The sequence below is a fragment of the Marinobacter sp. V032 genome (assembly GCF_052645435.1).
In genome coordinates, this window is sequence record NZ_JBQXYE010000001.1 from 1,230,707 (window position 1) to 1,244,263 (window position 13,557).

11 protein-coding genes are annotated in these 13,557 nt (G+C 55.1%); 5 read left to right on the top strand and 6 right to left on the bottom strand.

What is annotated here, in order from left to right:
- Positions 1-8 precede the first annotated feature (8 nt).
- Positions 9-488 (top strand): CDP-archaeol synthase, encoded by a 480-nt coding sequence (locus ACUN9X_RS05650; RefSeq protein WP_260038811.1) that lies wholly within the window; start codon positions 9-11, stop codon positions 486-488.
- A gap of 52 nt (positions 489-540) precedes the next feature.
- Here ACUN9X_RS05650 and ACUN9X_RS05655 read toward each other — a convergent pair whose 3' ends face one another.
- Together ACUN9X_RS05655 and ACUN9X_RS05660 are read right to left on the bottom strand one after the other, a co-directional pair.
- Positions 541-1,218: a hypothetical protein gene (locus ACUN9X_RS05655; RefSeq protein WP_445472445.1), complete on the bottom strand. Its 678-nt coding sequence runs from the start codon at positions 1,216-1,218 to the stop codon at positions 541-543.
- A 24-nt stretch (positions 1,219-1,242) separates the two neighbouring features.
- The gene (locus ACUN9X_RS05660) at positions 1,243-2,217 is read right to left on the bottom strand and encodes a metallophosphoesterase (protein WP_260038812.1); all 975 of its coding nucleotides are present in this window, start codon (positions 2,215-2,217) and stop codon (positions 1,243-1,245) included.
- Between the two features lie 158 nt (positions 2,218-2,375).
- Here ACUN9X_RS05660 and msrA point away from each other — a divergent pair, with 158 nt between their 5' ends.
- A complete protein-coding gene (gene msrA / locus ACUN9X_RS05665; RefSeq protein ID WP_445472446.1) occupies positions 2,376-3,023 on the top strand; it encodes a peptide-methionine (S)-S-oxide reductase MsrA in 648 nt (215 codons plus the stop codon).
- Between the two features lie 12 nt (positions 3,024-3,035).
- A complete protein-coding gene (msrB, locus tag ACUN9X_RS05670) occupies positions 3,036-3,461 on the top strand; it encodes a peptide-methionine (R)-S-oxide reductase MsrB (protein ID WP_260038814.1) in 426 nt (141 codons plus the stop codon).
- 63 nt (positions 3,462-3,524) lie between these two features.
- Here the strand turns inward: msrB and ACUN9X_RS05675 are convergent, their stop codons facing one another.
- Together ACUN9X_RS05675 and nhaD are read right to left on the bottom strand one after the other, a co-directional pair.
- Positions 3,525-4,166, bottom strand: coding sequence for an NAD(P)H-binding protein (locus tag ACUN9X_RS05675; protein WP_260038815.1), 642 nt, complete (start codon positions 4,164-4,166; stop codon positions 3,525-3,527).
- A 327-nt stretch (positions 4,167-4,493) separates the two neighbouring features.
- Entirely contained in the window at positions 4,494-5,741 is a 1,248-nt protein-coding gene (gene nhaD, locus ACUN9X_RS05680) for a sodium:proton antiporter NhaD (protein WP_445472447.1), read from the bottom strand.
- Positions 5,742-5,967: 226 nt separating this feature from the next.
- Here nhaD and mqo point away from each other — a divergent pair, with 226 nt between their 5' ends.
- Both mqo and ACUN9X_RS05690 read left to right on the top strand, forming a co-directional pair.
- Positions 5,968-7,461, top strand: coding sequence for a malate dehydrogenase (quinone) (gene mqo, locus ACUN9X_RS05685; protein WP_260038819.1), 1,494 nt, complete (start codon positions 5,968-5,970; stop codon positions 7,459-7,461).
- A 232-nt stretch (positions 7,462-7,693) separates the two neighbouring features.
- Entirely contained in the window at positions 7,694-9,079 is a 1,386-nt protein-coding gene (locus ACUN9X_RS05690) for an alpha-amylase (RefSeq protein WP_260038821.1), read from the top strand.
- A 118-nt stretch (positions 9,080-9,197) separates the two neighbouring features.
- Here the strand turns inward: ACUN9X_RS05690 and ACUN9X_RS05695 are convergent, their stop codons facing one another.
- On the bottom strand, positions 9,198-12,257 hold the full coding sequence (locus ACUN9X_RS05695) for an efflux RND transporter permease subunit (protein ID WP_445472448.1): 3,060 nt from the start codon (positions 12,255-12,257) through the stop codon (positions 9,198-9,200).
- Positions 12,257-13,402, bottom strand: a complete 1,146-nt coding sequence (locus tag ACUN9X_RS05700) for an efflux RND transporter periplasmic adaptor subunit (RefSeq protein WP_445472449.1) — start codon at positions 13,400-13,402, stop codon at positions 12,257-12,259. The genes ACUN9X_RS05695 and ACUN9X_RS05700 overlap by 1 nt, the downstream gene beginning before the upstream one ends.
- Positions 13,403-13,557 lie beyond the last annotated feature (155 nt).

The following is a 13,557-nucleotide window of genomic DNA, read 5'->3' on the forward strand; positions in this document are numbered from 1 at the left end:
GCTCGTTTGTGTTGATTCTGGAATTGCTGTTGCTTTTGCTGGCCGCCAATGGCGCTCCGGTGTTGGGTAGTCGCCTGATGGGGCGGGTTGGTAACGCCCCTATCGACGGCGGAATTAAGTGGAGTGACGGCGTGCGCCTGCTGGGGGGAAGCAAGACCTGGCGCGGCTTTATCGTCGGCACCGCCAGCTGTGCTTTACTCAGCGCGCTGTTAGGGCTGGGCGTGGCGTTTGGCGCAGTATTTGGTGCGCTTGCTTTGCTGGGCGATCTGATCAGCAGCTTTATCAAGCGCCGCCGTAGGCTGGCCCCAAGCTCGCGCTCAACCGGCCTGGACCAATTCCCCGAATCCTTTCTGCCTGTTTTGTTCGGCCATTTTTGGTTGGGTTACGGCTGGTTGACGCTCGTCGTGACGGTGGCGCTGTTCATGTTGGCCAATATCATGATGTCGCCGCTGCTCTATCGCCTCGGTATACGTAAACAGCCGCATTAATGCCAAAGAGTGTTGATGTACTCTAAATAGTGAGCCCGAGAGAAGCGACTTCCTATGAGGGGGTGATATTACAGTGCCGATTCAACTCCTTTCCTGCAATTACCACGTGGTTTTGAACTTGAACCACCAATTCAAGAACATCTTGTGCCCATTTGTCCGAGAATTGTTCTCCACGAAATTTAAAGGGGCTGAACTTTACCCCTGCGCGGCTGTTTACGGTGTTGATTGACGCTCCGTGCTTTACCAAATAGCGATGCTTGGATACGTTTGCGAATGCATTAACATATGAAAAACCGTCACTTTCAAGCAATTTACTTAATACATCCTTTAGTTGACTTGGCGAAAGCTTATTCGTTACTTGAAAAATATTACAGTGAGCTTCATCCAGCGAATCTGCCAAAAGCAATGCTCGGACAAGTTGGGCAAATAAATCGTAAAGAGATCTCACGGTATATATAGCTGCAATAGTGTTGGCTTCATTTGCCAGCTTGGCTTCATTAAATTCTTGCGAACGCTCAGAGTGGCCCATTACCAACTTAAAGTTCTCTTCATTGCTCTGATCGTCTTCATCGAAATAGCCTTCCAGAGAGTCACGTGCAATACCCACGTGGTAACGGAAGATATCGATGCTTCTGCTAATCGAAAAAATCAGATCGTAAAGGTATTGATTTTTCCCATGAATACTCAGTATGAATTCTCTTAGTTCCTTTAAACTCCATGAGTCCGTCATTCTTTTTCACTCGTAATGGCGGTGTTATTGAGGGCCGCGAGTCAACGTATGCAGCGTCACTTCCGGCGGGCAATTCAGGCGCGCCTGGACGACAGAGGTGCCGGATCCGCATGAGGTGTATCCCTGCATGCCGGCATGTTGCCAGGCTCCCTTACCGACGAAGCGCGGGCAGTCGGCATCGAGCAATACAGGAATGCCGCCCGGCAGGCAGATCTGGCCGCCGTGGGTGTGGCCACACAGGAAAACGTCGTAGCCTGCATGGGCCGCCTGGCGGAAAATTTCAGGCGTGTGACTCAATAGGACTGTGACGGCGCCGGCGGGTATTCCGTCAGCCGCTTGTTGCAGGTTATCGACCTTGTAGAAGTGCGCATCGTCGACACCGGCGATGTATAGCCGGGATGCACCTCGGTCAATAGCGATATTCTCATTCACCAGCAATTGGTACCCCATGTCTTCCAGCCCGGGCAGCATTCGAATGCTGTCATGATTGCCCAGCACCGCAAGCGGTGTACCTTTGAGCGCGGGGCGTAGCTCCCGCATGCCCTGTAGGCAGGCATCGATCGGCCCCCAGGTCAGCTTTCGGTAATCCCCGGTCAGCACGCACAGATCGTAATCCATTTCGCTGACGTGTCGGATCAGCGCATCGAGCGCCTGCTGGTCCATGTCCACATGCAGGTCGGTGAGCTGCAGAATGCGGAAGCCTTCAAAATCTTCCGGCAGGTTGGGCAAGACGATACGCCGGTCAATAGTATTGATCCTGCGGGCATTCTGGCGGGCCCGATTCAGCATGCCGGACAGGCGCAGGCAGGTTTCGACCAGGCGGTGAAAGGAGTACCACTTTTCGAAGTAGACGAAGTGGCCATCAGGACCAATCATGGCGCCTTCATACTCCCGTTCGATCCCCAAACGCTGACGTGCATGGGTGGCGCCAAGCCGGAGTGATAGACGGTAGTCGAGAAGGTCATCATCATGCCGCATGTCGGAGGCGGGATGCGTCATCAGATACTCCTCTGGTCAAGCGAAATACATCAGTATGGTCTCTCCGTTCTCATCAGTAAATGTGGGGAACCGGTGATCTGATGACCTGTCAGATTGGTAATACAGGACAATAGGGGACAGAATGAGCATTGATGCCTGATTGCGATAGAGGAGGAGTCATGACCAGAGCCTGTGATATACCCGGAATGAATGTCGCCAGAAGCCGATTCCCCATGCCCGAAATGAGTCTGGACCTGCCGGAAGGCGCAGGCGAGCAGCGTGCAGTCTTGGGTGGCGGCTGCTTCTGGTGCGTTGAAGCCGTGTATCAGGCGGTGGATGGTGTCACCTCCGTGGTTTCCGGCTACGCCGGTGGCGCTGCCGAAACGGCCAATTATGACAGCGTGTGCAGTGGTCAGACAGGTCATGCAGAAGTGATCGAGGTGCGCTACGACCCTGCGCGAACCAGTTATGGTGAACTGTTGCGGATTTTCTTTTCCGTTGCCCACGATCCCACACAGCTGAACCGACAGGGCAATGACCGGGGTACCCAGTATCGCTCTGCTGTGTTTTACGAAACACCACAGCAGAAAGACATGGTAGAGGCGTATATTCGGCAAATCGATGCGTCCGGTGTATACAGTGATACGCTGGCCACCACTGTAGAGCCGCTGGATGCCTTCTATCCTGCTGAGGAATACCATCAGAACTTTGCAGAACGGAATCCCCACCAGCCGTACATCATGGCGGTCGCAGCGCCGAAGCTTGAAAAGCTGCGCAATAGCTACGGGGATCAATTGAAGCCATCATTCAGGGATGATCTGGCCTAAACGAGGTGAATAATGACGCAGTCTGAATCCGGTTATGACCTGACGCCTCTGACGGCGGCAGAAATCGAAAAGCGGGCCGCAGGGCTGACAGCCGATGAGCGGCGTGTGCTGCTTGATCACGGTACCGAGCATCCCTTTTGCGGGACTTTGCTGGATAACAATCAGGATGGCGCCTACATGTGCCGTCTTTGCGATTTACCGCTGTTCAGTTCGCAGCACAAGTTTGAGTCGGGCACTGGTTGGCCCAGTTTTTTCGCGCCTTATGATCCGGATCATATCCGCTATATCGAAGACACCAGTATGGGGATGACCCGGACCGAAATCCGCTGTCCGCGCTGCGACAGTCACCTGGGCCACGTGTTTCCGGATGGTCCGCCGCCCAGCGGGCAGCGCTATTGCCTCAACTCCATCGCGATGGTGTTTCAGGCAGGCGCGTGAAGGTGCCCAAGATGTACGAAAAAAGCCCGGTCCGCCGGGCTTTTTTGTGTCTTCTGCGAAAGCCTAAGCAGATTGAATGCTTTCCGATTCAATGATGTTGCAGCCATCCGGGCCCGAGAGCGAGTCGAGCAGGGTGGCCGCAATATCGCTGGCCGGAACGGATCTGTATCGCTTGGGGATCAGCGGCTTGAACAATCGACTGGCGATCAGCCCGGCTTGTTCGCCAATCCTCGATTCGGTCCGCTCGGCCTCAATCAGTGATGGCCGAACCAGCGTCAACCGACTGAAACCCAGTGCCTGCAAGTGCTGCTCGGCTTCGCCTTTGGTGCTCAGGTAAAAGCTGCGGCTATTCGCATTGGCGCCGAGTGACGAATTCAATGCGAAGGCATGGGCGCCTGACTCCAGCGCCTTGTTGGCGCAGGCGATCACCAGATCATGGTCAATGGCGTAAAAGGCCTGTTTGCTGCCCGCTTGTTTGAGTGTCGTGCCGAGACAGCACACGACTGCATCAACCGACCACCAATCGGCATCGGGCAGCGGTAGCGAGAAATCAGTCACCGGGTTGAGCGTCGTCTCAGGCAGGTCGTTTTGCTTCAGTGGTCGGCGCGTTGGCGCCACAATAGACGAATAGCGCCCGCTGGCGACCGCTTGGGTCAGCACCTGGTGTCCGACTGCGCCGGTGGCACCGAGTATCATCAGTTTCATCACATATCCGCCCTGGTAAATGGAACGGAAAGCCTAGCGTATGGAGCCGGCTGGAGGAAATAGCGAGGGCGGGTGCAATGGCGAATGTCTGTCACGTGTTTGTCATGCTGGCGTGACAAGCTATGGGCAGTGCATTTGTTGTGGCAATACAAAACTGCATTGTGGTGTTTCGCCAGATCAGAGCAAGGATGTTCACACCGCGTCAGGGATGACGCTTTTTAACGTACTCGTGAGTCTCCTCTCCGCTTTTTTCAACCCCCGAAACCTGAACGCTCCCGATCAACCTGTGTGATGCTGATCGGGTTTGAGTCTGCAGAAACCAGAACCTCAGATGAAGTTCCCAACCACGTACACACCGGCATAGCCCAGCGTGTAGGCAATCAGCAGAAAGAAGCTGTAGCGCAGGTAGCTGCCGAAGGTGAGGCCGTCTATTTTGCTCATCGCCACGATACCTGCGGCTGAACCGATGACCAGCAGCGAGCCGCCAACGCCCACGGCGTAGGTCAGCCCCATCCATTCGCCAGGCGACATGGTGATACCTGCTTTGAGCAACGCAGCGGTAAGCGGGACGTTGTCGATCACGGCCGAGAAGATGCCCATAAGATAATTGGCGACCAGCGGTGGCAGCACGTCATAGACAGCGACGAAGCTGCCAAGGGCGTGAATTTCCTTCAGCATGCCCACCAAAAGCAGGATGCCCAGGAAGAAAAGCAGGGTTTCGAATTCGATCGTTCGGACATATTCCATAATCGGGTCCAGTTCCGAATCTGAACTGAAGAACCGGGATACCAGGAACATGACCGAAAGCCCGAAGAGGAACATCAGTACCGGCGGCACGCTGAACAGCACGTTGGACACGATGGTCATGATAATCGTGGTCAGAAACAGCACACTGATGATGACGTCTACGCGCCGCACTTCATTGCGGGCGTGCACCAGTTGTACTTCGCCGTGCATGCCGCGTGAAAGCAGCAGTGCCAGCAGCAGAACGCCGCAGGCGGCCGGAATCGACAGCGCCAGCAGAGTCAGGATTTCGACCTTGTGGGCGAGGAAGATCATCAACGTGGTAACGTCACCGGTGATGAGCGCTACCCCGCCTGAGTTCACCGCAAAGACCACCAGGGTAATGAAGCGGATTTGCTTCTTTTTATCGAGCTTCAGCGACAGGATTAGCGCACAGGAGACCAGCGTGGCGGTGATGTTGTCGGCCAGGGAAGAAAATACGAAGCAGAATGCCCCCGTTAGCAACAGGAGATACTTTTCCTTGATGCGTTTGGGCATGATCAGATAGATCAGGTTTTCAATCATGCCTTTCTTGTTCAGGTAGGCAACGAAGGTCATTGCGGCGACAAGAAAGAGCCAGAGACCAGCGATTTCGGCGATGCTTTCAGAGAGGCCGGCGGATATGGTCCGGGTTTGTGTTTCCGAGTCTGAGGCTATAAACAGGAGTAACCAGGAGAGTGTTCCGAAAAACAGTGTCACTTTTGCTTTGTTGACGTGGGTGACTTCTTCAAAAATGACACCCAGCAGGGCAAGGACAGCAAAGCTGACCAGAACACTATCTAACCAGACCATATGAGGTGAACCGTTGGTGGAAAGCTGCCGGCGCTGACAGCAAGGCAAAATTGAGCGCCGAAGTTTACTCCGACGGCTTGTGCCGCGCCACCGGGATCATTGCCTTGATCATGCAAATCGCGACTTTACGTAAGATCGGCAATTTCAAATTGCATCGAAAAAACGGATAATCGGATTCCGATAATTCTGAACCCCTTTCGAATACTGAACTGAAGGTAACAGGCTAATGACTGCAAGACAGGCAGATGTCGTGCTGGTCGGTGGTGGCGTCATGAGCGCCACCCTCGGCATGATGCTCAAGCAGCTTGATCCGTCCCTGGACATCATCATGGTGGAGCGTCTTGATCACGTCGCCCATGAGAGCACTGACGGATGGAACAATGCAGGTACCGGCCACGCCGGCTACTGCGAGCTAAATTACACGCCCGAGACCCCGGATGGTGGCATTGAGATTGATCGCGCGCTGAACATCAATGCGGCGTTTGAACTGTCTCTGCAGTTCTGGTCCCATCTCGTTGAAAACAAAATTTTGCCGGAGCCCGGCAAGTTCATCAATGCAACGCCGCACCAGAGCTTCGTCTGGGGCGAAAAAGATGTGGCCTTCCTGCGCAAGCGGCACGAAATGCTGAGCAAGCACCACCTGTTCCGGGAGATGGAATTTACCGAGTCTCCTGAAACACTAAAAGAATGGATGCCGCTGATTGTCAGTCATCGTGATCCGATGCAGGCGGTCGCAGCGACCCGCATCAAGCATGGTTCGGATGTCGATTTCGGCTCGCTGACCCGCAGCATGATCGACCATTTGGCTAATCAGCCCAACTTCGAACTCATGCTCGGGCATTCGGTTCGCTCCCTGGCGCAGCGGGAAAATGGCCGCTGGAAGGTACGGGTGCGTGATGAGCAGACCGGTGTTACCAAGAAACTTGAAGCCGGTTTCGTATTCCTTGGCGCGGGCGGCGGCGCGTTGCCACTGCTGCAGAAGTCCGATATAGCCGAGAGCAAAGGGTACGGCGGTTTCCCGGTGAGCGGTCAGTGGCTGGTGTGCAAAAACCCTGACGTGATCAAGCGCCATTACTCCAAAGTCTATGGCAAGGCGCCGATTGGCGCGCCTCCGATGTCTGTGCCGCACCTGGATACCCGCATCATCAACGGTGAGCCGGCCTTGCTGTTTGGGCCTTTTGCGGGTTTCACGACCAAATTCCTCAAGCAGGGTTCTGTGTTTGATCTGTTCTCATCTGTAAAAGGCGGGAACCTTCTGCCTATGATGCAGGTCGGGCGCGTCAATATGGATCTGACCCGCTATCTGATCAAGGAGGCCTTCCAGTCGCACTCCGAGCGGGTGGCGTCATTGCGTAACTTCTTCCCGGATGCCCAGGAGAAGAACTGGCGTCTGCAGGATGCCGGTCAGCGCGTGCAGATCATCAAGAAATCGGCAGAGGGTCGGGGCAAGCTCGAGTTCGGCACCGAGATCGTCGCGGCCAAAGATGGCTCGCTGGCGGCGCTTCTGGGGGCTTCTCCTGGCGCCTCGACCGCTGTTAAGGCGATGATTGATGTGATTGAGCGTTGCTTCTCGGACCGCATCAAGACACCTGAATGGCAGGAGCGGATGCGTGAACTGATTCCGTCCTACGGTCAGTCACTTGTCGAAAATGAAGCATTGCTGAATGAGGTGCGCAGTCGCACGCTTTCAACACTCAATCTGAACAAGCTTAAAGACTGAAACCGAATCGACAGCATGGGTGTGAAAACCCATGCTGTCGGCTTGCCCGCCTGTTTTATCCTGTCTTGTTTTGCTGCTCATCCCTCTCTCTACGCCCCATTTTTCTGATATCCGGATGTTCTGGTCGAGTCTGACCCGGCGCACTGTCAATCTGTGGACATCCGGGTTTGGATGACGCAGTTCCCAGCTAATCGGATGCTCTGAAAACAAATACAACATTTGGAGCGCAAACATGAAAAAAATGAAGCATGTACTGCAATGCTCAGCAGTCGGACTGATGCTGACCGGGGGTGCTGCGCAATCTCACGCAGGCGCCTTTGTTCAGCTGTTTGAGTGGAAGTGGAATGATGTCGCACAGGAGTGCGAAAACTTCCTCGGCCCCAAAGGCTTCAGCGCGGTGCAGGTATCGCCACCCCAGGAGCATATTCAGGGAAATGCGTGGTGGACTCGCTATCAACCTGTCAGTTACCAACTACAAAGTCGCGGCGGCAATGCCGCTGATTTCGCCAACATGGTATCCCGATGTAACGCAGTGGGTGTCGATGTCTACGCCGATGCGGTGGTCAACCACATGGCCAACGGCAGCGGTACCGGGAGTGCAGGGTCGTCATATAGCAGTGGTAGTCTGTCCTATCCTCAATATAGCGGGCCGGATTTTCACTCGGCATGTGATATCAACAGTGGCGATTACGGAGGTAACGCCGGGCGTGTGCGCAACTGTCGCCTGGTTGGATTGCCGGATCTCAACACGGCTGACAACTACGTCCAGTCCACCGTCGCCGGATACCTCAATCAGTTGATTAATCTCGGTGTTAAAGGCTTCCGGATTGATGCGGCCAAACATATCGCGCCAGGTGATATCAGCGGTATTCTGAGTCGTGTGAACGGCTCGCCCTATGTGTTCCAGGAAGTGATTGATCTCGGAGGCGAGGCGGTCAGCGCGAACGAGTATACCGGTACTGCAGCGGTGACAGAATTTCGTTACAGCGCCTCGATCGGCAATGTTTTCAAGAACCAGCAGTTGAGCTACCTGAACAACTTTGGCGAAAGCTGGGGGTTTCTGGGCGGCGGGTCCGCGGTCGTGTTTACCGACAACCACGACAACCAGCGCGGCCACGGTGCCGGTGGCGCCAATGTACTGACATTCAAGGATGGCTCGCTTTATAACCTGGCTAACGTCTTTATGCTGGCCTGGCCCTATGGTTATCCCAAAGTCATGTCGAGCTACGCCTTTAATAATGCGGATCAGGGGCCGCCATCATCCAGTGTTTACCAGAACGGCGTTGCACAGTGCGGCGGTGCCTGGATATGCGAGCACCGTTGGTCTTCAATCGCCAACATGGTGGCATTCCGCAATAACACGGATGGCACGGGTGTCGATCATTGGTGGGACAATGGTAACAACCAGATTGCGTTTGGCCGGGGTGGTCAGGGCTTTGTCATCATCAACCGGCAATCGAATGCGCTGAACCGTACCTTTAGCACCGGGATGCCGGATGGCCGCTATCGGAATGTGGCAGGTAATAACGCCTGTGTCACTGTGTCGGGTGGCCAGCTCACGGTTGCGGTGCCCGGCATGGAGGCCGCTGCAATCCACGTCGGAGCCCCCTGCGGTTAACAGTGGTTACATCGCCTGATAGCGAGTGACGCTCAAACCGAGGTCGCTCGTTATTACGCCAATCCTGATCAATAAAAAAGGGCCCCTTGGGGCCCTTTTGTTTTACCTTCTGATTACCTCAGGCGTGTGCCTTTTGGGCCTCATCATTTTCAGCATTGTGATCCTTCGCCAGCAGCACGTAGAACGCTGGTAACACGAACAGCGTAAACAGGGTGCCGATGCCAAGCCCCGTCGCGATGGTCAGGCCGATTGCGAAGCGGCTCTGTGCGCCAGGGCCTACCGCGATCAACAGGGGCACCATCGCCACGATCAGCGCGAGCGAGGTCATGATGATCGGCCGCAGACGAATCGCGGCGGCTTCAATCACCGCTTTGGCTTTGCGGTAACCCTTATCGTGTTGCAGTTGATTGGCGAATTCGACAATCAGTATGCCGTTCTTAGAGACGACCCCGATCAATGTAATCAGCCCTACCTGCGAGTAGATGTTCATTGTGGTGAATCCAAGCACGATGAACGCCATGGCTCCGGCGACGGACATGGGAACCGAGATCAGAATGATCAGCGGATCACGCCAGCTTTCGAACTGAGCCGCTAGCACCAGGTAGATGACCAGCAGCGACAGGAAGAACGTCACGGCCAGCGCGCTACCCTGATTGACGAACTGACGGGAATCGCCAGTGAAGTCATAGGTGAAGCCTTGCGGAAAAATCTCGTCGGCAGTCTTGGTCATGAAATTGATCGCATCGCCTGCGGATACGCCCGGCGTTGCGATGCCTTGTAGCGTCAACGAGTTTTGCTGGTTGAACTGGGTCCGCTGGGACGGCTCAACGCCCTTCTCGAAGCTCACCACACTGCTCAGTGGCACCAGTTCGCCAGAGTCAGCGCGTACGTAATAGTCGTTCAGTTTGTCAACGTCGGCACGGGCTGCACGCTCAACCTGAGGAATCACCTGATAGGAGCGGCCTTCCATGTTGAAGCGGTTGATATAGCCACCACCCAGCATGCTGGACATTGCCTGACCGACATCGCTCATCGACAGCCCCAGATCAGCCACACGGTCGCGATCGACTTTGATGGTGGTGATGGGGCGGTCAAACTCGATCGACTTCTGCAGGAACATGAACTGGCCGCTCTGCATGGCTTTGCCCATCAGCTCATCGGCGACGCTGTTCAATTGCTCGTAGTCATTGCCAGTGGTGATGACAAACTGGAACGGCAGACCACCGCTGGAGCCGGGCAACGACGGAATCGGGAACACCGCTGTTTGCAGACCGGTGATTTTAGACATTTCCTGCTGCAGGATCGGCTGCACTTCAAACTGGGACACGTCCCGCTCGCTCCAGGGCTTCATTTTGAAGCCACCAAAGGCCGCGTTGGGACTGGTGATGCCCAGCAGCATGAACGTCTCGTCGTAGCCAGGTAGCTGCTCGAAACTGTCCTGCATTTCGGCGCCGTATTTCTGCAGGTATTCCAGGGTTGCGGTCTGGGGAGCGGTTCCCTGGAAAAGCAGAATGCCCTGATCTTCGTTTGGTGCGAGTTCGTTCTGGCTCATCGCGACCATGAAGTAAATCGATGCCAGCACGATGGCAGCGAAGAAGACGATCACCGAAATTGTCTGCAGCGATGATGTCAGCATCGACTTGTATCCGTTTGAAAGCGCAGTGAAGGTGTTCTCAACCTTGGTTTCAAATCGGGTCGGGTTGCCGTGCGGCTTCAGCACCTTACCTGCCAGCATGGGAGACAGCGTCAGAGCGACAATGCCCGAGATAACGACGGTACCGGCGAGCGTGAAGGCAAACTCGGTAAACAGCGAGCCGACGAGTCCGCCCATAAACCCTATCGGGGCATAAACGGCGACCAGTGTAGTGGTCATCGCGATAATGGGCGTTGCCATCTCCCGAGCGCCGTTTAGCGCTGCGTCGAATCTCGATGCGCCTTCCTCGATATGACGGTGAACGTTCTCGACAATAATGATGGCATCGTCGACCACCAGCCCGATGGCCAGTACCAGCGATAACAGTGTCAGCAGGTTCAGGGAGTAGCCCAGTGCAAGCATGACGAAAGCACCACCGACGATCGATAGCGGGACCGCGACCGATGGAATGATTGCAGCACGCAGCGATCCAAGACACAGGAACACCACCACCAGAACGATGACGATGGCTTCGAACAGCGTCTTGATGACCTCCTTGATGGAGTCTTCAATAAACTCCGAGGAGTCGTAGGGCAGTTCGACTTTGAGTTCTTCCGGCAGTTGGGCCTTGATATCGGGCAGTTCGCCTTTGACCAGCTCTGCGACAGTCAGGGGGTTGGCGCCGGGCGACAGTTCGATAGCGACATAGGTTGAGGGCTGGCCTTTGTACAGCGCCAGATTTTCATAGCTCTCGGACCCCAGCTCCACTCGCGCGATGTCTTTCAGGCGGATCAGTGACCCCTTGGATTCCTTGATCACCAGTTCCCGGAACTGGTCCAGGCTGCCGATATCGGTGTCACTGGTCAGGCTGATCTGTACCAGATCGCCTTTGGTGTTGCCGACAGCGGCCTGGTAGTTGTTCTGCAACAGAAACTGGATGACATCCGGGGCCGTCATGTCCACCGCTGCCAGGCGCTCAGGGTCCAGCCAGACACGCAGGGCAAACGTGCGCCCCAGCAATTCGGCCTTACCTACTCCGGGCAGCGCCTGCAATTTAGGCTGAACCACCCGCGTGAGGTAGTCCGTAATCTGAGGTACCGGCATGGTTTCGCTGTAGAACGCGATGTACATCAACGCAGTGCTATCACCGGTTTCTGACGAAATGACCGGATCCTGCGCTTCGGCCGGCAGCACGTTGCGCTGACTTGCAACCTTGGCCTGAATTTCGGCCAACGCGGCGTTGGCGTCGTAGTTCAGCTCCATCTTGGCCTGAATGGTCGACACGCCTTGTGAGCTGGTGGAGCTCAGGTAGTCGATACCGCTGGCTTCAGCAATGGCCTGCTGTAAGGGAGTGGTGATAAACCCCTTGATAAGCTCCGAACTTGCGCCCGGGTAGGCGGTTGTCACGGTGACGGTTGTGCTTTCCAGCAGCGGGTATTCGCGCACTTCCAATTCCATGGCGGCGCGCACACCCAAAAGCAGTATCAGCAAGCTGACAACCGTCGCCAGGACCGGACGGTTTACGAAAATATCGGTGAAGCGCATTAGTTGGCGCCCTCCTCACTGGCTTCGGAGGCGGGCTTGCCACTATCGGCGGAGTCTCCGGCGTCTGCGCCTTTTTTCTCGATTTCTACCGTCTGACCCGCTCTCAGGCGGAGCAGGCCGGTCGCGACGACACGCTCGCCGGCTTCGAGATTTTTGGTGACCTCGACCATGCCGTCACGGGTGCCGCCGGTTTCAATACTGCGACGTTCAGTTATCAGCGCGCCTTCGTCGTTTTCCTTGATGACGTAAACAAAATCGCCGTATGTATTGAAAGAGATAGCAGTGTTAGGAATGGCAACGATATCCCGCATTTTGGGACGCAGCGTCTGAATGGTGGCAAACATACCTGGTTGCAGTTTTTGCTCCGGATTTTTCAGCGTGGCGCGGATACGCACAGTGCGGGTTTCAGCATTGACCGAACTGTTGATGGCGCTGATTTTACCGGAGAAGGTCTGATCCGGAATGGCGGCAACTGTGACATCGACCTGATTACCAACCGTGACGTTGGCGAGTTCTTTCTCAGAGATGGTGTAGTCGGCGTAGATTGGATCGAGCATGTTGATTTCAACGATCGGCGTACCGGTTGCCAGGTATTCACCCTGGTCTACCAGACGAATGCCGAGGGTGCCGGCGAAAGGCGCTTTCAGCTCTTTCTTGTTCAACTGAGCCTGAGCTTCAATTGAGCGTGCGCGTGCGGCTTCGAGATTCGCTTCGGCTTCATCGTACTGAGACTGGGATACGGCCTTGCGGGGCAACAGATCCTCGAGTCGTTTGAACTCGCGGCTGGCCTGTCTTTCTTCTGCGCGGCGTGTGGTTAATGCGGCCTCATCAGTCTGGCTGTCCAGTCGCAGTAGCACGTCACCTTTTTTAACCTTGTCACCGGATTCGAACAGGATGTCTTTGATCACCCCCGGGACTTCGTTGGCAATCTGGATGCCGTTTACGGCTTCGATGCTGCCAACGGCTTTCAGTGATGGTTGCCACTGAACACTCTGGGCAGTGGTTGCTTCAATAACCGCGGGCGGCTGAGGCTGTGAGAACTTTTCCTTCATTTGGCCGAACTGATAAAACTTGTAGCCAAAGATGCCGCCGAGAACGACAGCCAGAAAAACAATGACAACGACAAAGCGTGATGCTGTGCGCATGAAGAAATCCTGAATTTTTTGTCACGTGAATGCGGATAAGCGCCAGATTATAGCGGAAAGAATAGCCTGCTATACAACACAATATCCCGCTAAAGCCGTTTATAAGAGGACGAGCACGGAAGGTTGGTATCAATAGCGGTGATTCAATTGCCGGT